The sequence below is a fragment of the Dyella sp. 333MFSha genome (assembly GCF_900102405.1).
Taxonomy (GTDB): domain Bacteria; phylum Pseudomonadota; class Gammaproteobacteria; order Xanthomonadales; family Rhodanobacteraceae; genus Luteibacter; species Luteibacter mycovicinus.
Map to the genome: position 1 here is coordinate 366919 of NZ_FNBR01000001.1, position 21653 is coordinate 388571.

Here is a 21653-nt window from a genome sequence, read left to right on the forward strand (position 1 = left end):
CGGGGATGGAGTCATGAGGCTCAGGTTCTGGGGAATGTCGCTGCTCATGCTCGCCACCGACGTGTCGGCGGCCGAACGTATCGCGCTGCCCGACCACCCCACGGCCGACCAGCGCGCGGACATCGAGCAGCGCCTCAACGACTGGCCGCTGCTGGCGCGGTTCGCGAAGGACAACGCAACCTATCCGCCGCCCAGAGTCGGGGAGAAGCGCGTCATCTTCTTCGGCGACTCGATCACCGATTTCTGGGGCCGGCCCATCGGCGAGTTCTTCCCGGGGCGTGGCTACATCAACCGCGGGATCAGCGGCCAGACGACGGCGCAGATGCTGGTTCGCTTTCGCGCCGACGTGATCGCCCTGAAGCCGGCGGTCGTGGTGATCCTCGCCGGGACGAACGACATCGCGGGGAACACCGGCGCGTCGTCGCTGGGCATGATCGAGGACAATCTGTCGTCGATGACCGAGCTGGCCCGGGCGCATGGTATCCATGTCGTCCTCGCTTCGTTGCTGCCCGTCAGCGATGCGGTCATCAAGGATCAGACGGTGCGCCGGCCGCCCTCGGCGATTCTCGCCCTGAATGCATGGATCCGTCAGTACGCGGGAGCGGAGCATCTCGTGTTGCTCGATTACGCGCCGGCGATGTCGGACGGCGCGGGCGCCCTGAAGGTCGACTTGACGGACGATGGGTTGCATCCGAACGCGAAGGGCTACGCCGTGATGGCGCCGCTTGCTCAGAAAGCCGTCGATGCCGCTTTGGCGGCGGCGACTGATTAACGCGTTGGCAAATTCCTACAGCATTTTAGGACAACGCCCAACAGACGCATGTCTGCCTGATCGCTAGCATCGTCCGCTCATTCGACGGCCTTTTCCCGCGTGCGTCCGGGCAGGGTCAAGGTCGTTCAGGGCCGGACGCATCAGGACAGAATCCATCATGGAAATTACCTTCAGGCACGCCGGTGTGGCGTCGCTTGCGCTTGGCCTCACCCTTACGCTTTCCGCGTGCGCCGCCACCAACCCGCTCGTCGCCAAAACCCAGAAGGAGCACGAAGCGAAGGTCGCCGCCATTCCCAAATGCGCACGCAAGCTCGGAAGCATCTCGGTGCTCGAGCCCGAGGGCGACGTGCACTGGTGGACGCAGCAGCAGCTGCCGTCGCCGACCAAACTTATCAAGGTGTTCGTCAACAAGTCCGGCTGCTTCACACTGGTGGATCGCGGCACGGGCATGAGCGCGGCGATGCGCGAGCGTGCGCTTGCGGCCGGAGGTGAACTCCGTGGTGGCGCCAACGTCGGCAAGGGGCAGGTCAAGGCGGCGGACTATGTCATGGTCCCCGATCTGGTTTCGGCCAATGGCAATGCCGGCGGCAGCGCGCTGGGAGCGCTGGCGGGTGGTCTGATCGGGGGCGGTGCCGGGCGCCTCGTCGGTTCCATCAACATCAGTTCCAAAACGTCGGACGTGGTGCTCACCGTCACCGATGTGCGCTCGTCCGAGCAGGTCGCGATGGCGGAAGGCCATGGCGAGAAGAATGACATCGGCCTCGGGGCCCGCGGCTCGTTCTTCGGCAGTCAGGGCATGGGCGGCGCCGGCATCGGTGGCTACGCCAACACCACGATCGGCCAGGTCATCACCATGGCCTATCTCGACGCCTACACCAAGCTGGTCAACGAAATGGGCGGCATGCCGGGCAACGCGTCCGCAGCGAATGCGCGGCAGTCCGGCACGGTTCGCGTGGCGACGCGCATGTTCGCCACCTCCAGCATGAAGGGCAAGGCCGTGCGCTCGCTCGAGCCCGGCATGACGGTCTATCCGACGGGCGACAAGGTCGGAGTCATCTGGGAGGTCGAGGACGAGCACGGCAACCGAGGCTGGATCTCGTCGGAAAACTTCGACCTGGCGCGCTGACCGGCCGGTAACCGCCACCCTCGCGCCACACGGCTGCCCGGTCGATCCGGCTAGACTGGGCAGTCTTCTTCGTCAGCGTTGCCGCATTCAAGCCCATGAGCCGTACCACCGTCGCCACCATCCATCTCGGTGCCCTGCGCCATAACCTCGCTCGCGTGCGTGCACTGGCGGGCACCGCGAAAGTCATGGCGGTGGTGAAGGCCGACGCGTACGGGCATGGCCTCGAGCGCGTGGCCCGCGCACTGGATGGCGAGGCCGAGGCCTTTGCGGTCGCGGCCATTGCGGATGGTCTGCGGCTTCGCGCGGCCGGGCACCGGCAGCGCATCGTCGTTCTCTCCGGCCCCGACACGTCGTCCGATATCGCGGAAATGCAGCGCCTCCGGCTGGACGCGCTGATTCATCACGATGCCCAGCTCCCCTGGCTGGCGAAGGCCGATCCTTCGCGAGGTCCGCTGCGGGTCTGGATCAAGGTCGACACGGGCATGCACCGGCTCGGTTTCGATCCGGTGCGTGCACGTGAGGTGCATGCGGCTCTCTCGGCCATGCCAGCCATCGACCCCGAGCTGGGACTGATGACGCACTTCGCCTCGTCGGAGGAATTCGAGGGGAGCGAGACCGCCCTGCAGATCGCCCGGTTCCGCGCGGCGACCGAAGGACTCCACGGCCCGCGAGCGTTGTCCAACTCCGCCGCGGTGCTCGGCTGGCCGGATGCGCGCGCCGACTGGGTTCGCACGGGCGGCCTGCTCTACGGACTGTCCGTGGTCGAGGGCAAATCCGGTAGCGATTTCGGCTTCCGTCCCGTCATGACCCTCGCCACCCGTCTCGTAGCGATCAATCGCCTCGCAAAGGGGGAGCGCGTCGGCTACAACGGCACCTACGAGTGCCCTGAAGACATGCCGGTCGGCGTGGCCGCCATCGGCTACGGGGATGGTTATCCACGCAGTGCCGCCCCCGGCACGCCGGTGTCGATCGATGGCCGCCTGGCGCCGCTGATCGGCCGGGTCTCCATGGACCTCATCACGATCGACCTGCGCGGCATACCCGAAGCGCGTACCGGCGACCGCGTGACGTTGTGGGGTGAGGAGCTTCCGGTCGAGACGGTGGCGGCGTCGGCGGGTACGATCTCGTATGACCTGACCTGTGGCATGACCCGTCGCGTACTGTTCGTCGAAGACGAAACCTGAGCGAGCGTCACCCGCGTATCGGTCCCTGCGACAGCGCTGTGCGATACAGCCTCATCCACTTCACGGAATTTCCCGACGATGGCCAAGGCCAAGACCGCTTACGTGTGCACCCAGTGCGGTGCCGAGCACAGCAAATGGCAGGGCCAGTGCGCTGAATGCAACGAATGGAACGTCCTCACCGAATTCGTCGTGCAGCCCGCCAAGCCCGCGGCGGTGTCATCGCCGGGTGCCCGGCGCGGCGGTTATGCGGGGGATGCCGCGGGCGCGCCGAGGATCACGCCGCTCACCGAGGTCCTGCTGACAGCCGAAGCCCGCACGAATACCGGCATAGGCGAGCTCGATCGCGTGCTCGGCGGCGGTCTGGTCGATGGCTCGGTGGTGCTTATCGGCGGCGATCCGGGGATCGGCAAGTCGACCCTGTTGCTGCAGATGCTCGGCACGCTGGGTGCCGTGTTGCCAAGCCTGTATGTCACGGGCGAAGAATCGCTGAGTCAGGTGGCGAGCCGCGCGCAGCGCCTTGACTTGCCGCTGGCGCCTTTGCATGCGCTGGCGGAAACCTGCATCGAGCGGATTCTCGAGCAGGCGGTGACTGCGCGGCCGCGCGTACTGGTGATCGACTCGATCCAGACGATCTGGACCGAGATGCTCACCGCCGCACCGGGGTCCGTCAGTCAGGTGCGCGAGTCCGCCGCCAAGCTCACGCGGTTCGCCAAGGAAACCGGCACCTCGGTCTTTCTGGTCGGCCATGTGACGAAAGAGGGCGGCATCGCCGGACCGCGCGTGCTTGAGCATATGGTCGACGCCGTCCTGTATTTCGAGGGTGAGTCGGGCAGCCGTTTCCGTGTGCTGCGCGCGTTCAAGAACCGCTTCGGCGCTGTCAACGAGCTGGGCGTGTTCGCCATGTCCGAGAAAGGTCTGCGCGAAGTCCCGAACCCCTCGGCCATTTTTCTTTCCGCCCACTCGGGCCCCACGCCCGGCAGTGCGGTCATGGTGACGCGCGAAGGCACGCGGCCGTTGCTGGTCGAGGTCCAGGCGCTGGTCGATCAGTCGTCACTGGGTAACCCCCGGCGTGTGGTGCTGGGGCTGGAGCAGAACCGTCTCGCCATGTTGCTCGCCGTCCTTCATCGCCACGGCGGTGTGGCGGCATATGACCAGGACGTCTTCGTCAACGTGGTCGGCGGTATTCGTGTTCAGGAGACGGCATCCGATGTTCCGGTGATCATGGCGGTGCTGTCCAGCCTGCGCGATCGTCCCCTGCCCGAAAAGACCATCGCCTTTGGTGAAGTCGGTCTGTCCGGTGAGATCCGCCCGGTGCCCAATGGCGAGGAGCGGCTGAAGGAAGCGGCGACGCACGGTTTTCGTCGTGCCATCGTGCCGGCCGCCAACGCGCCCAGGCGTGGTCGCGTTGGCGACATGGAAGTCATCGGGGTCGAGCGGTTGTCACAGGCCCTGGACGCGAGCCGGGACGCGTAAGCCGCAAGGGCGCAAGGACGCGCGCGCTTATGCCGTGCGGTGCAGGATGAGCTCCAGCACCGCCTTGGTGCCGAAGAATGCCAGCAGCAGGAACGCCATGCCGGCCAGCGTCCAGTACACGGCACGAATGCCGCGCCAGCCGTAGCGCCACCGTCCCCAGAGCAGGACCCCGAAGACGATCCAGGCGATGATCGAGAGCACCGTCTTATGGACGAGGTGCTGCCCGAACAGGTCGCCGACGAACAGGGCGCCGGTCACCAGAGTCAGCGTGAGCAGCACGAAGCCGACCGCGATCAGACGGAACAGCAGTACTTCGGTCAGCGTGAGCGGGGGCAGGGCGCGCAGCCAGTGGCCGAACTTGCTCCGGCGCAGTGCGCGCTCCTGAATCGCCAGCAGGATGGCCAGGGCGGCGGCGATCGACAGGATGCCGAAGGCCAGCACGGCGATGGTGACGTGCAGCTCGATCTGCCAGGTCATGATGCCGGGCGCGGTGTGAGGCGCCAGAAACGTGTCGACCGCCAGGAAGATCGCGGAGAGCGGGAAGATCAGGATGCCCAGCCCCGCGACCGGCCGGGACAGGTTGACCGCCAGCGTCAGTGCCGAGGCGATCCAGGCGACCAGCGACAGGGCGGCGAAGAAATGCAGATCCAGCGTGCCGCGGTGGGCACTGAGCAGGACGGCGCCGTGGGCAAGGGCGGCGACGGTCGCCAGCAGGGCGCCCGCACGGGCGAGCGGCTGCCCGCCCGTGACCAGTGGCCGCGCGAGGACACCGGCGGCGGACAGGTAGAGGGCGATGGCGGCCAGCGTAAGGGCGGTGACGATCATGACTGCGGAGTGTGGCATAGCCGCCCGGGGTCGTGAATGCGACACAGTGGCATTTGCTCGCCCAAGCCCTTTGCGCGTCCCGCGTCAGCTATAATTCGTCGTTTACAGCATCGCCGACCCGACTCGTCATGTTCGAATCGCTCAGTAATCGCCTCTCCGATACCGTCAACCGCCTGCGTGGTCGCGGCCGGCTGACCGAGGAAAACATTCGCGAAACCCTGCGCGAAGTCCGCATCGCCCTGCTCGAGGCCGACGTGGCCCTGCCGGTGGTGAAGGCGCTGATCGAGCGAGTCAAGGTCCGCGCCGTCGGCCAGGACGTGCTGAAGAGCCTGTCGCCGGGCCAGGCGCTGATCAAGGTCGTCAGCGACGAGCTGACCGCGGTTATGGGTCAGGCCAACACCGAGCTGAACCTCGCCGCCACGCCTCCCGCCATCGTTCTGATGGCCGGTCTGCAGGGTGCGGGTAAGACCACCACGGTCGGCAAGCTGGCCCGTTTCCTCAGGGAGCGGAAGAAGAAGCGCGTCATGGTGGTCAGCTGCGACGTGTATCGTCCCGCCGCCATCGAGCAGCTGCGCACGCTGGCCGAGCAGGTCGACGTCACCTTCTTCCCGTCGGAAGCCGGCCAGAATCCGGTCGATATCGCGAAGGCCGCGGTTGCCGCCGCCCGTCGCGAAGTGATGGACGTGCTGCTGGTCGATACCGCGGGCCGTCTGCATATCGACGACGCGATGATGGACGAGATCAAGGCGCTGCACGGTGCCCTGAACCCCATCGAGACCCTGTTCGTGGTCGACTCGATGACCGGTCAGGATGCGGCCAATGTGGCCAAGGCGTTCTCCGACGCCTTGCCGCTGACCGGTGTGATCCTGACCAAAACGGACGGTGACGCCCGTGGCGGCGCCGCCCTTTCGGTGCGCTACATCACGGGTCGCCCGATCAAGTTCCTCGGTGCGGGCGAGAAGTCCGACGCCCTCGAGCCGTTCCATCCCGATCGCCTCGCGCAGCGCATCCTCGGCATGGGCGACGTCCTGTCGCTGGTCGAGGAAGTCGAGCGCAAGGTCGACCAGGAAAAAGCCCAGAAGCTGGCCGAGAAGGTCATCAAGGGCAAGCGTTTCGATCTGAACGACATGCGCGACCAGCTCGAGCAGATGTCGAACATGGGCGGCCTGGCCGGTCTCATGGACAAACTGCCCGGCATGGGCAACATCCCGGACAGCGTCAAGTCCAAGGTCAACGACAACGAGCTGAAGCGCATGGTCGCTATCATCGGCTCGATGACGAAGAAGGAGCGTCGGCACCCCGATCTCCTGAACGGATCGCGCAAAGCCCGTGTGGCGCGTGGTTCGGGCACGCAGCCGGCGGACGTCAACCGCCTGCTGAAGCAGTACATGCAGATGGAAAAGATGATGTCCAAGCTGTCCAAGGGCGGCAGCAAGGGTCTCCTCCGTCAGATGCGTGGGGCGATGAAGGGTATGGGCGGTATGGGCGGCGGTTTGCCGCCGATGCGCTAAACCCCTTCCATTTTCTACAACTTTCGCTAAAATGCCGGGTTTACCGCGCCCGCTTCTCGCGCGCGCCTTGCCGGCACACGGCATTCTGGAGCTCGTAATATGGTTAAGATTCGTCTTTCGCGCGGTGGCGCCAAGGGCCGTCCGTTTTATCACATCGTTGTGACCGACCAGCGCAGCCCGCGCGACGGTCGTAACATCGAGCGTGTCGGCTACTACAACCCGGTCGCTTCGGGCGCTGATAAGCGTCTCGAGCTCGACGTCGCCAAGGTCCAGGCCTGGGTCGGCAAGGGTGCGCAGCTGACCGACAAGGTCCGTGCCCTCGTGAAGGAAGCCGGCAAGCTGGCTGCTTGATGTCGACGGAGTCCGGTAAGCGCGTCCGTCTGGGGCGCATTGTCGGGCTCTACGGTGTGCAGGGCCAGGTCAAGCTCGAAAGCTGGACCGAGCCCCGCATCCAGATCTTCCGCTACCAGCCATGGCTGCTCACCGCGCCGGGTGTGGAAAAGGAAATCGGCGGAGTCCGTGGACGCGCGCAGGGCAAAGGTCTCGTGGCCAGCCTTCCGGGCGTCGAGGATCGCGATCAGGCGACAGCCCTCATCGGTTGTGAGATCACGGTCTCGCGCGATGTGCTGCCGCCTCCCGCTCCGGGCGAGTTCTACTGGACCGACCTTGAAGGCCTCGAGGTCGTTACCACGGAAAACGTCGTTCTCGGTCGGGTGAATCATCTGTTCGCCACCGGCGCCAACGACGTCATGGTGGTGAAGGATGGTGACAAGGAACGCCTGATTCCGTTCGTCCAGGGCCCTTACGTGCACGCTATCGATTTCGACAGCGCCCGCATCGTGGTGGACTGGGACCCCGAGTTCTAAGGCGACGAATCCAGGTCATGCGTATCGATGTGGTTTCGTTGTTTCCCGATTTCGTCCGCCAGTCGGCCGCGGTCGGGGTGGTCGGAAGGGCGCAGCAACGCGAGTTGTTACAGGTGGAAACCTGGAACCCTCGCGATTTCGCTCCCGACAGGCATCGCACCGTGGACGGCCGCCCTTTTGGCGGTGGGCCGGGCATGGTGATGCTGATCGACCCTCTGCGAGCGGCGCTCGCAGCGGTTCGTGAGGCGGCACCGGAACCGGTGCACGTGATTTATCTCAGCCCGCAAGGTGCGCGGCTGACGCAGAAGAGGACCGAGGCGCTGGCAAACATGCCGCGAATCGCCCTGATCTGCGGACGTTACGAGGGCGTGGACGAACGCCTGCTGGAGCACGAGGTCGACGAAGAGCTTTCAATCGGCGATTATGTGCTGTCTGGCGGGGAGCTTGCCGCAGCGGTGGTTATCGACGCGGTGGGTCGTCTTCAGGAAGGTGCGTTGAACGACGCGCAATCCGCCCAGCAGGACTCCTTCTCGGATGGTCTGCTGGATTGCCCGCATTACACCCGTCCCGAGCATCACGATGCCTGGGGCGGCGTGCCGGAGGTGCTGCTTTCCGGCGATCACGCGGCTATTCGCCGCTGGCGTCGAAAACAGTCGCTGGGTCGTACCTGGCTGCGCCGGCCGGATCTGCTAACGCAGCGTGCGCTCGATGATGAATCGAGGGCATTGCTTGATGAATTCCGCCGTGAATACGAACGGCCAAACGGTGCGGCCGGAAACGACCGCCGTAACAAAAATTGACAGGTGTGCCATGAACAAACTCCTCCAACAGTTCGAAGCCGAGCAGATCACCCGCCAGCTGCCGGATTTCGGTCCTGGCGACACCGTGATCGTCAACGTCAAGGTGAAGGAAGGTAACCGCGAGCGCGTACAGGCGTTCGAAGGTATCGTCATCGCCAAGCGCAGCCGCGGCCTGCACTCCGCCTTCACCGTGCGCAAGATCTCGCACGGCACCGGCGTGGAGCGCGTGTTCCAGTCGCATAGCCGCGCCATCGACTCGGTCGAAGTGAAGCGCAAGGGTAAGGTCCGCGGCGCCAAGCTGTACTACCTGCGTGGTCTCGAAGGTAAGGCTGCCCGCATCAAGGAAGACATCGCCGCCGCCGCCGCTGCGAAGGTCGCCAAGAAGGCCGCTGCCGCCGCTGCCGCCGCCGAGTAATCGGCTGCCGCAAGGCACACGAAAAAGCCCGCGAGCGATCGCGGGCTTTTTCGTTGTCAGACCGGCATGTATTCCTCGGCCAGCACCTTGGCGGGCTCCTGCAGGAAGTTGCCCTGCACGAAGTCCACGCCGCAGGCGAACAGCAGCGATGTGCTCACCGCATCCTCGACCCATTCGGCGATGGTCTGCTTGCCCGAAGTGTGGCCTTCCTTGCAGATCTCCGCGATCTTCTTCTGATTTTCCGGATGCTGCGGGAGATCCGTCATGAAGCTGCGGTCGATCTTGAGGAAGTCGGCTTCGATGTGATTGAGCATCTGGAACGAGTTGAGGCCGGAGCCGAACTGTTCGATGCCGAACTTGCCGCCCGCCTTGCGCCACGTCGAGACGAATTCCTGGGTCGGGCGCAGGCTGGTGAGCACCTTGGATTCCGGCATCTCGATGACCAGCGTGCTGCGACGCAGCCTGGCCGTATCCAGACGCCGACAGAGCCAGGGCAGCAGATCGCGGTCTTCCAGCGACTGCTGGGTCATCTTCACGAAATACGTGGTCGTCAGACCGTCGTTTTCGCGATGCACCAGCGCGTCGATGGCGTGCCCCAGAACCCAGCGGTCGATCGCGGGCAGCAGGCCGTTACGTTCCGCCACCGGGAAGAAATACGACGGCAGGACATCGCCCTTGGGCCCGCGCATGCGGACCAGGATCTCGTAGAACTCGCCGGCGGCATCCTGCAGGCTGATGATCTGCTGGTGATAGAGGCGCAGGCCGTCTTTCGCCAGCGCGTCGCGGACGAGGTCCAGCCAGTACTGCTCGCGCTCGGCGTCGGCCTTCTCGCGTGCGCTCGGGTCGTGCAGTTCGACCCTGTTGCCGCCCTGGTTCTGGGCGTTGCGAAGCGCTGCGCTGGCCTGGTCGAGCACGGTGTCGCTGTTGGCGTTCTTCTCGGCCAGCAGGGTGCCGCCGATGGTGATCGTGACGGTCAGCGAGCGGGAGCCCGCATCGAAGATGTGCTCGGAGATCGCGGTGCGCAGGCGCTCGGTGAGAGCCGCGTGTTCCAGATCGCCGCGCGGCCCGAGGATCAGGCCGAGCGTGTGGTCGCCAAGGACGCCCGCGACGTCCTCGTCGTCGATGGATTCCGCGATGCGCGTGGCGATGGCGGCCAGCAGGGAATCCGCGTTGCCGATGCCGGCGCTGGTGACGATGTCCTTCCAGTTGTCCGGCTCGATGAGCAGGACGGCCTGGCCCTCGCGGCCGGCGGCCGCGGCAGCCACGGCTTCATCCACGTGCTCCAGGGTGCGCGCGCGATTGAACAGGCCGGTGACCGGGTCGCGTTGCAGCTGGGCGACCAGTGCGGCGTCGACGATCTGCTGACGGAAGACGATCTGCAGGCAGGCTTCGCTTTCGAAGGTGGCGTGGGCGAATTCCACCATCGCGGTGAAGGTGCTGCCGTCATCGCGGCGCGCCAGCAGTTCGATCGGCGGGGGCGACTTGTCGCCCCTGGAAAGGCCGCGCAGCGTCGTCTTGAAGTCGTCCGCGTGCGTACCGGCGATCAGGTCGAGGATGGGCAGGCCCAGGATATCGTCGAAGTCGGCAAAGCCGAAGGCATCGAGGTAGGCCTGATTCACACGCACGTGCATGCCTTCGTGCACGTAGGCGATGGCATCGCGCGACGAATCGAGCAGGGAGTCGCAGCGTCGCTCGGTCTCACGCAGCGACGTCTCGAGGCGACGCACCTGGCGCCGCGTCGAGAGCGACTCGAACTCACGCAGGACGATCGCAAGGATCTGGTCCGGGCGCTTGCGCAACGCCACGCCGCGGCAGCCGTTGGCGAAGAGATCGGCGACCGCATCGTCCTGCAGGCCATCGACGATGGCGATGAGCGCGAGGTCGCGGCCGCTGGCATCGAGCTGGCGCATGACGGCACCGGCATCGATGCCGGGCACGTTCGGATTCAGAAGCACCAGGTCGGGCACGAGCTCGTCGAGCGAGGCCTGGATGCCCGCCGCGTCGACCGCCCGGGCGGGGCGCACGGCGATGCCGCCATTGCGCAGTACGTTGATCAAAAGCTCGGCGTCTTCCACCGAGTCTTCGATGAAGAGGATCCTGATGACGTTGTCGTGTTTCATGCCGTTCCGCTTACCGCTGTTCCACCCGACGAACCCGTGAACCGGCCCGCTCCCCCCTTGTCGCGGCCCGGTCACTCTCGTACCGGGTAGGGGACATACTAGCGCGCGAAATCGGCAATGGGGCGCTTCGAAGGGTCGCCCTGCAATTCACGCACGAGTTTTGGGACGAGGTACCCGGGGAGCCTTGCACGCAGGGCGTCGACGAGGCGCAGAGCCGTCTCATCGTCGACCTCGAAATGGGCGGCCCCCGCCACCTTGTCCAGCTGGTGCAGGTAATAGGGCAGCACCCCGGCGGCGAAGGACCGCTCACACAGGTCAGTGAGAATATCCGCATCGTCATTGATGCCGCGAAGCAGGACCGACTGGTTGAGCAGGGTGGCGCCAGCATCGCGAAGGCGTGCGCAGGCGGCATCGACCGAGGCGTCGAACTCGTTGGCGTGGTTGGCGTGCAGGACCACGACCTTCTGCAGCGGCAGGCTGGACAGCCAGGTCGTGAACTCGTCGTCCACCCGCTCCGGCAACACGACCGGCAGGCGCGTGTGGATGCGCAGGCGGATGACGTGAGGCATTTCCGCCAGGCCCCGGGTGAGTTCGGCGAGCTTGTGCGTGGCCAGTGACAGGGGATCGCCGCCGGACAGGATCAGCTCCCGGATCGACGTGTCGGCCTTCACATGCGTGAGGGCCTCCCGCCACTGGGCGGCGGCGGCGATTTCTTCTCCGTACGGGAAGTGCCGGCGAAAGCAGTACCGGCAATTGATCGCGCAGCTGCCGCTGGCGATCAGCAGGGCCCGTCCATCGTACTTGTGCAGCACCCCGTGGCCCGTCCGGGAGGCCATGTCGCCCACGGCGTCCACGGTAAAGCCCTCGGCCATGTCGTGCTCGGCGCGGCGCGGGAGCACCTGGAGCAGGAGGGGGTCGCTGGCGTCCCCCTGACGCATCCGGGCCGCGAAACCGCGGGGCACACGCAGGGGAAACCCGGCGTCATCGGGGGGCAGGAGGTCGGTGCGTGCGTCCAGGCCGACGGCCCGCAGGAGCTCGCCGGCGTCCGTGATGGCGTCCCGCCACAGCTCGCGCCAGCCCGGGGAAGGCGACGATAGGCGGGAAGTGGGGCTTGCGGTTATCATTGTGGACCTTGGATCGGGCGCTGTGGCCCGTGACAGACCCTATTTTAGCCGCCCAGCGGGGCGGATATAACTCTGGAGCAGATACAGATGGGCATGCTGGGCCTCAACGACGTCAAAACGGGCAAGAAGATCATCCACAACGGCGATCCCTGGATCATCACCGAAGCGGACTTCATCAAGCCGGGTAAGGGCCAGGCGTTTACCCGTATCCGTATCCGCAACCTCAAGGACGGTCGCACCACCGAGCAGACGCTCAAGTCGAGCGACTCGTACGAAGAGGCCGATGCCGTCGATACGGATGCCAGCTTCTCGTACGTCGAGGGCACCGGCAACGATCGCGAATGGATCTTCATGCAGAGCGAGACCTACGACCAGCACCGCGCCAGCCTGGCGGCGATGGGCGACGCGTGGAAATGGCTCAAGGGCGACGAAGAGTGCGTCATCACCCTCTTCAACGGCAACATCATCGCCGTGCAGGCGCCGAAGTTCGTCGAGCTGAAGATCACCGAGACCGATCCGGGCGTCCGTGGCGATACCTCGGGCGGCGGCGGCAAGCCGGCCACGCTCGAGACCGGTGCCGTGGTCCGCGTGCCGCTGTTCGTCAATCAGGACGAAATCATCAAGGTCGATACCCGCACCGGCGAGTACGACAGCCGCGTCAAGTAAGGCTCGGCGTCTGTTGGTCGAATCGGCACGGCTGCCTTCCAGGCGCCGTGCCGATTTGTTTATGGGGTTTGCGCCCGATATGTTCCGAGAGTCCTGGTACCCCGCATCCCTGAGGCAGAAATGACTTCCAGCCCCACACCGATCGACCTTCTTATCGAAGCCCGCTGGGTCGTTCCCATCGAGCCGCATGGCGTGGTCCTCGATGACCATGCCGTCGCTGTGCACGGCGGCGAGATCGTCGCGATCCTGCCTGCCGACGAGGCCCGCGCGGCGTACGCGCCCGAAGAGCGCGTCATCCTCGAAGAACACGCGCTGATCCCCGGCCTGATCAACGCCCACACGCACAACCCCATGACTCTGCTGCGCGGTCTGGCCGACGACCTGCCGCTGATGACGTGGCTGCAGGAGCACATCTGGCCGGCCGAAGCGCGCGTCATGGGACACGACTTCATCCGTGACGGCGTGGAACTGGCCGTGGCCGAAATGATCCGCGGCGGCACCACCTGCGCCAACGAAAACTATTTCTTCCCCGACGTGATCGCCGCGACCTATCGCAAGATGGGCTTTCGCGCCGTCATCGGCCTGCCGGTCATCGATTTCCCGACGCCCTGGGCGAAGACCTCCGATGAATACTTCAGTCGCGCGGTCGAGGTCCACGATTCCCTGCAAGGCGAGCCGCTGCTGACCACGGCCTTCGTGCCGCACGCGCCGTATACGGTGTCGGACGAGAATTTCGAGCGCATCCGCGTGCTGTCCGACCAGCTCGATATCCCGGTGCATCTGCATACGCACGAGACCGCGCAGGAAGTGGAGGAGGCCGTCGCGAAGGACGGCATGCGTCCGTTCGAACGTCTGCGTAAGCTCGGCATCGTCAACGAGCGGCTGGTCGCCGTGCATATGACCCAGCTGACCGATGGTGAGATCGCGGCGTGTGCCGCGGCGGGCGTGTCGGTCGTGCATTGTCCGGAGTCCAACCTCAAGCTGGCATCCGGCTTCTGCCCGGCGGAGAAGCTGCGCACCGCGGGCGTCAACGTCTGCATCGGCACCGATGGCTGCGCGTCCAACAACGATCTCGACATGTTCGGCGAGATGCGCACGGCGGCGATGCTGGCCAAGGCCGTCGCGCAGGACGCCGCGGCGTTCGACGCCGCCTTCGCGCTTCGCGCCGCGACGCTCAACGGCGCAAAGGCCATCGGCCTCGGCGACCGCGTCGGCTCCATCGAGCCGGGCAAGCGCGCCGACCTGACCGCGGTTCGCCTGGATGCCCTCGAGACGCAGCCGCTTTACCACGTGGCCTCGCAGCTCGTGTACGCCACCGGCCGTCATCAGGTGAGCGACGTGTGGATCGACGGCCAGCGCAAGCTCGTCGCCGGCGAGCTCGTCGGCATCGATACCGCCGCGATCCGCGAAAAAGCGCGTTTCTGGCGCCAGCGTATCGCCGCCGGGGATCAGCCCGATGAGTGAGGCGACCCACCTCTACCTCGTAATGGCGATGCGCAACCCGACCTTTCAGGCGGAGGCGGGGCAGGCGCACCAGACGTTTCTCGCCGGACTGATCGAGCGCGGCGAACTCGACATGACCGGCCCGTTCACCGACGGGTCCGGCGGAGCCTACCTGCTGCGTGCCGCCAGCCTCGACGAGGCGACGCGCATCGCGCACGCCGACCCGTTGCACATCACGGGTTCTTCCGCGCTCACCGTCCACGAATGGCGTTTCCGCCGTTTTCCGGAGCCTTGAATCATGCAAACCGAAACCACCGCCAACGTCAGTCCGGAAGAGATCGCCCGCTTCGAAAAGCTCGCTGCGCGCTGGTGGGATCCCGACGGTGAATCGCGCCCGCTGCACGACCTCAACCCGGTGCGTGCCGCGTATGTCGGTGGCCGTGCGAACCTGCGCGGCGCGAAGGTCGCCGACGTGGGCTGCGGTGGCGGATTGCTCAGCGAAGCGCTGGCGCGCGCGGGAGCCCATGTCACCGCGATCGATCTCGGCGCGAAGCTGATCGAGATTGCGAAGCTGCACCTCTTCGAGTCCAGCCTTCAGGTCGATTATCGCGTGCAGTCGTCCGATGCCCTGGCCGCGGCCGAACCTGCCTCGTTCGACGTGGTCTGCTGCATGGAGATGATCGAGCACGTGCCCGATCCGCTGGTGCTGATCCGGGACCTCGCCGGCATGCTCAAGCCGGGCGGCCAGCTCTTTCTGTCGACGCTCAATCGCACGCCGGCCGCATTCGGCGCGGCGATCGTCGGCGCGGAATACCTCATGCGTCTGCTGCCGCGCGGTACGCATCACTACGCGCAGTTCCTCAAGCCGTCGGAAGTCGCGGGCATGCTGCGCCGCTTCGACCTCGAGCTCGAAGACCTGCGTGGCCTCGCTTACAACCCGCTCACGCGCAACGCGAGTCTGTCGTCCAATACGTCGGTGAACTACGTGCTGGCGGCGAGGAAGGTCGCGTGAGCGGACTGCCGTTCAAGCCGGAAGGTGTGTTCTTCGATCTGGATGGCACCTTGCTCGACAGCGCGCGCGATCTGTACGCCGCCGCCGTCGATCTGTGTGCGGAGCAGGGCGTGACGCCACCGTCTTACGACGACGTCCGCCCGGTGGTGTCGCGTGGATCGCGCGCGATCATCGCGGTGGCTTTTCCGGAGCTCGACGCCGACGCGATCATGCGGCTCGTGCCGCGTTACCTCGCGATCTACGAAGCGAACATGGCCCGCCACACGATTCCGTTCGACGGCGTCGAACCGCTGCTCGCCGGTATCGACGCGGCCGGTATCCGCTGGGGCGTCGTGACCAACAAGCCCGGGTTCCTGACGGATGCGCTGCTGCCTCAGGCGGTACCGCACTGGAAGCCCGCCGCGGTGGTCTCCGGCGATACGCTGCCGGTGAAGAAGCCCGACCCGGCGCCCGTCTTGCACGCGTATGCGATCGCCGGCTGCGATCCCGCCCGTTCGGTGTTCGTCGGCGACGATCGTCGCGACATCCTTGCCGGCAAAGCGGCCGGCTCGTTCACCGTGGCTGTGCGCTGGGGCTACCTCGATGGTGGCGATCCCGACAGCTGGGGTGCGGACGCGGTCATCGATCACCCGGGCGAACTGGCCGCGCTGCTGGGCGTCGGGGAGGCGGTGGCGTGAGCGACGGCGCGACCCAGAGCTATATCGACAAGTGGCTGGCGGTGCAGCCGCAGCAGCGCATCGCGCTCGGTTTCGTCGACGAGCGCGTGCGGGATGAGCACGTGGCGCTTGCCGCCTTCGAACAGGAACTGATCGCGTCCGCTTATGGCATCCGGGAGCCGCAGGTGGCTGCGGCCAAGCTGCAGTGGTGGGCCGAAGAACTCTCCGGCGCGCCCGCCAGTGGCGGCCGGCATCCGCTGACCAAGCAACTGTTCGCGAGCGAGCGTGCGCGTCGTATACCCGCGTCGGTCTGGATCGCTCCCGTGCTGGCCGCGATGGCCCAGCTTGAGCAGGGCACCTCGTCGGACTTCAGTGCCCAGGTGACAGCGGCCAGCGGACTGCATGGTGCGCTGGCGACGCTCGAGACCGCATGGTGGTTCGGGCTCGACGCGCCTGCCGAGGCGGCGACACGCGTGGCCACGCTGTCGCATCTGGTCTTCGCACTGTCGCGCCTGGAGCTCGATGCCGAGCGCGAGCGCCTGCCGTTGCCGATGTCGCGCCTGGCGCGGCACAGCCTGTCGCGAGGTCAGCTGAAAGACGATACGCCGGCCCGGCGCGACGCCATCCGAGCCCAGCTGACCGAACTCGCCGCCGGCCTGAAGGCCGCGCTGGCGCTTAATCAGCCGCTGAGCACCTTCCGTGGCCTCGAGGGCCGTACGGCCCTGGCGACCGCCCGAGGCGCGGCCAAAGCCGCCGAACCGTTCGCCGAACTGCACCGTCGGCAGTCGCGCACGGGGCCGGCGACGGCTCTGCGGGCCTGGCGCGCGGCCCGTCGCGCGGGTCGGTTGGGCTGAACGCACCGTTTCCCGGCACGCACCATTGAGCCCGTGAGTCGGGCCCCCATCTCGGCACGGTAGGCCGGATACGACTGGCCCCCTAGGATATTCCCCGATGTACATCCACGATTCCCCCGCCCGCCTGCTGCCTGACGTCGCCTCTCAGGAACACGCGCTCGCCCTCGGTACGCTCGACTGGGTGGGTATGGACGGCATGGAAATGCCGGTCGCGTTCGATGCCGGTGACGGCGACGTGCGGTCCACCGGCGCCCGCGTCGGTGCCTTCGTCAATCTCACCAAGGCTGAGGCGCGCGGCATCCACATGTCACGCCTCTACCTGCTGGTCTCCGACGCTCTATCGGCCGGACCGCTGACGATCGACGGCATCAGGCGTCTGCTGAACGATTTCCTGAGCTCGCATGAGGGGCTGTCGGACCACGCGCGGATCACGATCGGCTTCGACCACCTCGTCCGTCGCCATGCGTTGCGCAGCGACAACAGCGGCTGGCGCTCCTATCCGATCACGATCGATGCGACGCTCACGGGAGAGACCTTCCGCCTCGAGATCGTCACCGACGTGGTCTACTCGTCGACCTGTCCCGCCTCCGCCGCGCTGTCACGCCAGCTTATCCAGGACAATTTCGCCAGCACGTTCGCGGCCGGTCAGCCGCTGGACCGGGAAACGATCCTCGCCTGGCTGGGCACGGAGAAGGGCATCGTGGCGACCCCGCATGCCCAGCGCAGCACGGCCACGATCCGCGTGCGTCCCGCCGGCGACGGCGTCTTCCCGCTGATCACGCTGATCGACAACGTGGAGGCCGCGCTCGGGACTCCCGTCCAGACGGCGGTCAAGCGTGCGGACGAGCAGGCGTTCGCACTGGCCAATGGCCAGAACCTGATGTTCTGCGAAGACGCCGCCCGTCGTATCCAGAAGACGCTGGAGGCCGACCGCAATGTCGCCGACTTCCACGTCCGCGTGGCCCATCACGAGAGCCTGCACCCGCACGACGCCGTGGCGTTTGCCAGCAAGGCGCGCTAGCGCCTTGCGTTGTAGGAGCGAGCCCTGCTCGCGAAGCTCTTTGCCCCGCCCGCGCAGACCCGCGCGAACGTCGGTCGCGAGCAGGGCTCGCTCCTGCAATGGACGCGGCTACAGGCGACCTGTCAGTGAATCCCAGGCAGCAGCAACGGATCCAGCCGCGTTCCGAACCAGTTGAAGCCCCAGTGCACATGGGGTCCCGTCGCGCGTCCGGTCTTCCCGGCCGCACCGATGATCTGCCCCTGACGCACATGCTCACCGACCCGCACGTCGATCCGTGACAGGTGCAGGAAGTTCGACGACAGGCCGAAGCCGTGGTCGAGCAGCACGGTGCCGCCGGTGAGATAGAGATCCGGGCTGGCGAACGTGATGATGCCGTCCGCGGGTGCTTTCACCGGCGTGCCTTCAGGTACGGCGATGTCCATGCCCGAGTGTGGCGCCTTCGGGTCACCGTTATAGATGCGCTGATTGCCGAAGCGCCCGCTGATACGACCCGTCACCGGCCAGATGAAGCCGTGGGCGAAGTCCTCGCGCGTATCGTCACGGTTACGTGCCGCGACCACCCCGGCCTGCTCGCGTTCGATGCGCGCCGCGATGTCCGGCGGCGGGTTCACCGTCTTCGGCGGCACACCCTCGACGCGCTCGATCGGCCAGTCGCGAGGGGTGACCTCGACCACCCGTTTCTCCGTGCCGACAGTGACGACGATGGGACCTTTCTCATCCCGTCCGGCACCGAAGACGAAGATGCCGTCGTCGCCGACATGCACGGGCTTGCCGGCGACGGTGACGTGAGAGCCCCGGGGCGCGTGGCCGATGACCAGCCCACCCTGCGACACCGTCGAGGGCAGGTCGGGGACCGCGGCCGCGGCGGCCGCGCTCATCCACAGAGCGAGTGCAGCGCTTGCGATTTTCCTCATGCCTTGGCCGCACCACTCGCCGGTCGGTCGAACGTCAGGCGCTGGCCACGGACATCGCCGTCGACGGTCTTGCCGTCGAAAACACGCTGTCCATTGACGAAGGTCGACACGATGCTGCTCGAGAACGTCTCACCCTCGAACGGCGACCAGCCGCACTTCGAGAGAACTTCCTCGCGTGTCACCGTGTGCTTTTTCTTCGGGTCGACCAGGACCAGATCGGCCGCGTAGCCCTCGCGCAGGAAGCCGCGCTTCTCGACGTCGAACAGCTTGGCCGGTGCGTGACAAACCGCCTCGACCACACGCTCGAGCGTGAGCTTGCCTTCATGCACGCGCTCGAGAGCGGCCTGCAGCGCGAACTGCACGAGCGGCAGGCCCGACGGCGCCTTGTCGTACTTCTGTGCCTTTTCTTCCAGCAGATGCGGCGCGTGGTCGGTGGCCAGGACGTCGAGTCGGCCTTCGGCGAGAGCTTTGGTAATCGCGTCGCGATCGGCCTCGTCCTTGATCGCGGGGTTGCACTTGATGAAAGAACCCTTCGCGTCATAGTCGGCCTTGCCGCCGAAGTGCAGGAAGTGCACGCAGGTTTCCGCCGTGATGCGCTTGCCCTCGATCGGGCCCGGCTCGAACAGCGCCAGTTCGTCGGCCGTGGAGATATGCAGCACGTGCAGGCGGGTGTTGTGCTTTTTCGCCAGGGAAATCGCCAGACGGGTGGACTTGATGCAAGCCTCACGCGAGCGGATGTGCGGGTGCTCCCACATCGGGATGTCGTCGCCGTACTGTTCGTGCGCCCTGGCGAGGTTCTCGTCGATCATCGGCGTGTCTTCGCAGTGCGTGATGATCGGCACCGGGGTGTCGCGGAAGATACCGTCGAGGGTCTCCGGGTTATCCACCAGCATGTTGCCGGTCGACGCACCCATGAAAACCTTCACGCCGGGTGCGGCCTTCGGATCGAGCGCGCGGATCGCCTCGAGGTTGTCGTTACTGGCGCCCATGTAGAAGGCGTAGTTGACCACGGAGGACCTGGCGGCGAGCTCGTACTTGTATTCCAGCGAATCGCGGTCCAGTGCGGGCGGCTTGGTGTTGGGCATTTCCATGAAGCTGGTGATGCCGCCTGCCGCGCAGGCGCGCGACTCGTGCGCCAGGTCCGCCTTCTGCGTGAGACCCGGCTCACGGAAGTGCACCTGATCGTCGATCATTCCGGGCAGCAGCCAGAGGCCCGTGGCGTCGATAACCTGTTCGTCACGTTCCGTTGCCAGATGCTGCGCAATCGTCGCGATTTTTCCGTCACGGACACGTAAGTCGGCGGTGAACCGGCGGCCTTCGTTGATCAGTTCGGCGTTCTTGATGAGCCAGGCATCAGTCATGGGTATCAGCTCCTTGGGCGCCACATCGGCGCAGGACGAATTGGTCGGGGACGGGGTCGTGGCCGCCTTCACACAGCGGCTGGCAGCGCAGGATGCGCCAGGTTCCCAGAACCGTGCCACGTGCCGGCCCGAAACGGGCTATGGCGACGCGGGCATAATCGGAACAGGATGGATGGAAGCGGCATCGGGCCCCGAGGAGGGGACTGAGCCACCGTTTGTAGAAGGAAATCAGGATTAAGAGGAGGCGGGTCACTATGAGTCCGGTGTCGACCGGCGTAAGCCAGAAGACAGTATCCCAGAAGAGAGGTTGCTGGGGTAACGCTTCTGGGCTATAACACCCCGCCGCCACGGCCACCGAGGTGAAGGATTATGGCGAAAAACGCTAGCAGTTCCGCAGCCGCCAAGGGCGCCGCCAAGAAGGGCGGCGCGGGCGACGTGAAGACGGCCAAAACGGTTGTGGCCGGGGTAAAGGCGGCCAAGGCGCCGGCGAAGAAGGCAGCGGTCAAGGCCGCGCCGGTGAAATCCGCCGCGCCCGCGAAAAAGGCCGTGGCGAAGACACCCGCCAAGGCCGCGCCCGTCAAGAACGCCAAGCCGGCGGCAAAGGCGCCCGTTAAAACGGCGACAAAACCAGCGGCTTCCCATGCGGCTCCCGCCGCGACGAAATCCACCGCTCCCGCCGTAAGTAAGGCGGCAGCGGCCAAGACCAAGCCGACGCCGGCCAAGGCCGCGCCGGCTCCCGCTCCAACGCCGGCGGCGAAGTCATCCGCCCCGGCCCACGATGTACCGACGCCCGCCCAGGGCAGGACGGCATCGGCCGTTGCCGCTACACCGCCGCGGAGTGCCTCCGCGGTGGGTAGCGCTACCTCATCCAGTAACGAGAATTCCACGCACTCCAGCATGAACAGCACCACTTCCCACACCGCCGACAACGGCATCACGCGCGAAGACGGCCGCTATGCGCTGCCGGCTTCGACTGTCATCGACCTGCCGAAAGGTTACAAGCCGGGTCCCGACGAGGAGTACATGAGTCCTCGTCACCTGGCCTATTTCCGCAACAAGCTGAAGGACTGGCGCGACCAGCTGGTCGAAGAATCCCGCCAGACCATGGACAACCTCCGTGAGGAAGTCCGCGACGTGGGTGACGAAGCGGAGCGCGCCACGCGCGAGACCGAGAACTCGCTCGAGCTGCGCACCCGCGACCGCTACCGCAAGCTGATCTCCAAGATCGACAAGGCCCTGCGCCGGATCGAAGAAGGCCGCTACGGTTTCTGCGAAGAGACCGACGAGGAAATCGGCGTGGAGCGTCTCGACGCCCGCCCGATCGCCACGCTGACGCTCGATGCACAGGAGCGCCGCGAGCACCTGCAGAAGCAGATGGGCGACTGATTGCCTGTTTTGCCGCGGTAAAAAAAACCCTCGCGAGCGATCGCGAGGGTTTTTTCTTGCCTGCTGTCGTAGGAGCGCGCCCTGCGCGCGAAAGGCATCGCGCGCAGGGCGCGCTCCTACAGGT

24 protein-coding genes are annotated in these 21653 nt (G+C 66.1%); 17 read left to right on the plus strand and 7 right to left on the minus strand.

The window, feature by feature from the left end; genetic code table 11:
* Window positions 1-13: 13 nt before the first annotated feature.
* The 4 genes from BLT40_RS01565 to radA all read left to right on the plus strand — a co-directional run bounded on the left by BLT40_RS01565 (window position 14) and on the right by radA (window position 4555).
* Window positions 14-772: an SGNH/GDSL hydrolase family protein gene (locus BLT40_RS01565; RefSeq protein WP_090350920.1), complete on the plus strand. Its 759-nt coding sequence runs from the start codon at window positions 14-16 to the stop codon at window positions 770-772.
* A 157-nt stretch (window positions 773-929) separates the two neighbouring features.
* Window positions 930-1898 (plus strand): CsgG/HfaB family protein, encoded by a 969-nt coding sequence (locus BLT40_RS01570; protein WP_043694981.1) that lies wholly within the window; start codon window positions 930-932, stop codon window positions 1896-1898.
* 95 nt (window positions 1899-1993) lie between these two features.
* Window positions 1994-3082 (plus strand): alanine racemase, encoded by a 1089-nt coding sequence (alr, locus tag BLT40_RS01575; protein ID WP_090350923.1) that lies wholly within the window; start codon window positions 1994-1996, stop codon window positions 3080-3082.
* A 78-nt stretch (window positions 3083-3160) separates the two neighbouring features.
* Entirely contained in the window at window positions 3161-4555 is a 1395-nt protein-coding gene (radA, locus tag BLT40_RS01580) for a DNA repair protein RadA (protein ID WP_090350925.1), read from the plus strand.
* 27 nt (window positions 4556-4582) lie between these two features.
* On the opposite strand, the gene ccsA is transcribed toward radA, so the two are convergent.
* Window positions 4583-5380, minus strand: coding sequence for a cytochrome C assembly family protein (gene ccsA, locus BLT40_RS01585; RefSeq protein WP_036111707.1), 798 nt, complete (start codon window positions 5378-5380; stop codon window positions 4583-4585).
* A 128-nt stretch (window positions 5381-5508) separates the two neighbouring features.
* On the opposite strand from ccsA, the gene ffh reads away from it, so the two are divergent.
* The 5 genes from ffh (at window position 5509) to rplS (ending at window position 8972) form a co-directional block, all read left to right on the plus strand.
* The gene (gene ffh / locus BLT40_RS01590) at window positions 5509-6891 is read left to right on the plus strand and encodes a signal recognition particle protein (protein ID WP_036111710.1); all 1383 of its coding nucleotides are present in this window, start codon (window positions 5509-5511) and stop codon (window positions 6889-6891) included.
* Between the two features lie 99 nt (window positions 6892-6990).
* The gene (rpsP, locus tag BLT40_RS01595) at window positions 6991-7242 is read left to right on the plus strand and encodes a 30S ribosomal protein S16 (protein ID WP_036111712.1); all 252 of its coding nucleotides are present in this window, start codon (window positions 6991-6993) and stop codon (window positions 7240-7242) included.
* Window positions 7242-7757, plus strand: a complete 516-nt coding sequence (rimM, locus tag BLT40_RS01600) for a ribosome maturation factor RimM (protein WP_036111715.1) — start codon at window positions 7242-7244, stop codon at window positions 7755-7757. The genes rpsP and rimM overlap by 1 nt, the downstream gene beginning before the upstream one ends.
* Window positions 7758-7774: 17 nt before the next feature.
* The gene (gene trmD, locus BLT40_RS01605) at window positions 7775-8557 is read left to right on the plus strand and encodes a tRNA (guanosine(37)-N1)-methyltransferase TrmD (protein WP_036111718.1); all 783 of its coding nucleotides are present in this window, start codon (window positions 7775-7777) and stop codon (window positions 8555-8557) included.
* Window positions 8558-8567: 10 nt separating this feature from the next.
* The gene (gene rplS / locus BLT40_RS01610) at window positions 8568-8972 is read left to right on the plus strand and encodes a 50S ribosomal protein L19 (RefSeq protein ID WP_036111719.1); all 405 of its coding nucleotides are present in this window, start codon (window positions 8568-8570) and stop codon (window positions 8970-8972) included.
* 56 nt (window positions 8973-9028) lie between these two features.
* On the opposite strand, the gene BLT40_RS01615 is transcribed toward rplS, so the two are convergent.
* On the minus strand, window positions 9029-11092 hold the full coding sequence (locus BLT40_RS01615) for an EAL domain-containing response regulator (RefSeq protein WP_043694971.1): 2064 nt from the start codon (window positions 11090-11092) through the stop codon (window positions 9029-9031).
* 98 nt (window positions 11093-11190) lie between these two features.
* The gene (epmB, locus tag BLT40_RS01620; RefSeq protein ID WP_090350927.1) at window positions 11191-12216 is read right to left on the minus strand and encodes an EF-P beta-lysylation protein EpmB; all 1026 of its coding nucleotides are present in this window, start codon (window positions 12214-12216) and stop codon (window positions 11191-11193) included.
* Window positions 12217-12303: 87 nt separating this feature from the next.
* On the opposite strand from epmB, the gene efp reads away from it, so the two are divergent.
* The 7 genes from efp to folE2 all read left to right on the plus strand — a co-directional run bounded on the left by efp (window position 12304) and on the right by folE2 (window position 17868).
* Window positions 12304-12882, plus strand: a complete 579-nt coding sequence (gene efp, locus BLT40_RS01625) for an elongation factor P (protein ID WP_036111726.1) — start codon at window positions 12304-12306, stop codon at window positions 12880-12882.
* A gap of 120 nt (window positions 12883-13002) precedes the next feature.
* Window positions 13003-14346 (plus strand): TRZ/ATZ family hydrolase, encoded by a 1344-nt coding sequence (locus tag BLT40_RS01630; protein ID WP_036111728.1) that lies wholly within the window; start codon window positions 13003-13005, stop codon window positions 14344-14346.
* On the plus strand, window positions 14339-14620 hold the full coding sequence (locus BLT40_RS01635) for a YciI family protein (protein ID WP_090350930.1): 282 nt from the start codon (window positions 14339-14341) through the stop codon (window positions 14618-14620). The genes BLT40_RS01630 and BLT40_RS01635 overlap by 8 nt, the downstream gene beginning before the upstream one ends.
* Before the next feature lie 3 nt (window positions 14621-14623).
* Complete coding sequence (gene ubiG, locus BLT40_RS01640; RefSeq protein WP_090350933.1) at window positions 14624-15337, plus strand: bifunctional 2-polyprenyl-6-hydroxyphenol methylase/3-demethylubiquinol 3-O-methyltransferase UbiG; 714 nt, start codon at window positions 14624-14626, stop codon at window positions 15335-15337.
* Window positions 15334-16014 (plus strand): HAD family hydrolase, encoded by a 681-nt coding sequence (locus BLT40_RS01645; protein ID WP_079522923.1) that lies wholly within the window; start codon window positions 15334-15336, stop codon window positions 16012-16014. Before ubiG ends, BLT40_RS01645 begins: the two co-directional genes overlap by 4 nt.
* A complete protein-coding gene (locus tag BLT40_RS01650) occupies window positions 16011-16847 on the plus strand; it encodes a squalene/phytoene synthase family protein (protein WP_090350937.1) in 837 nt (278 codons plus the stop codon). The genes BLT40_RS01645 and BLT40_RS01650 overlap by 4 nt, the downstream gene beginning before the upstream one ends.
* 97 nt (window positions 16848-16944) lie before the next feature.
* The gene (gene folE2 / locus BLT40_RS01655; RefSeq protein ID WP_090350940.1) at window positions 16945-17868 is read left to right on the plus strand and encodes a GTP cyclohydrolase FolE2; all 924 of its coding nucleotides are present in this window, start codon (window positions 16945-16947) and stop codon (window positions 17866-17868) included.
* 122 nt (window positions 17869-17990) lie between these two features.
* Here the strand turns inward: folE2 and BLT40_RS01660 are convergent, their stop codons facing one another.
* From BLT40_RS01660 to BLT40_RS20155, 4 genes are all read right to left on the minus strand, one after another.
* Complete coding sequence (locus tag BLT40_RS01660; RefSeq protein WP_255363968.1) at window positions 17991-18746, minus strand: M23 family metallopeptidase; 756 nt, start codon at window positions 18744-18746, stop codon at window positions 17991-17993.
* A 32-nt stretch (window positions 18747-18778) separates the two neighbouring features.
* Window positions 18779-20143 carry a dihydroorotase gene (locus BLT40_RS01665; RefSeq protein ID WP_090350945.1) on the minus strand — a complete coding sequence of 455 codons (1365 nt, stop codon included), beginning with the start codon at window positions 20141-20143 and terminating at the stop codon, window positions 18779-18781.
* Window positions 20136-20399, minus strand: a complete 264-nt coding sequence (gene yidD, locus BLT40_RS01670; RefSeq protein WP_239709171.1) for a membrane protein insertion efficiency factor YidD — start codon at window positions 20397-20399, stop codon at window positions 20136-20138. Before yidD ends, BLT40_RS01665 begins: the two co-directional genes overlap by 8 nt.
* A gap of 73 nt (window positions 20400-20472) precedes the next feature.
* The gene (locus BLT40_RS20155) at window positions 20473-21054 is read right to left on the minus strand and encodes a hypothetical protein (RefSeq protein ID WP_176809068.1); all 582 of its coding nucleotides are present in this window, start codon (window positions 21052-21054) and stop codon (window positions 20473-20475) included.
* Here BLT40_RS20155 and dksA point away from each other — a divergent pair.
* Window positions 21041-21529, plus strand: coding sequence for an RNA polymerase-binding protein DksA (gene dksA, locus BLT40_RS01680; protein WP_079522918.1), 489 nt, complete (start codon window positions 21041-21043; stop codon window positions 21527-21529). The two genes, BLT40_RS20155 and dksA, sit on opposite strands and share 14 nt — an antisense overlap.
* The last annotated feature ends 124 nt before the right edge of the window (window positions 21530-21653 follow it).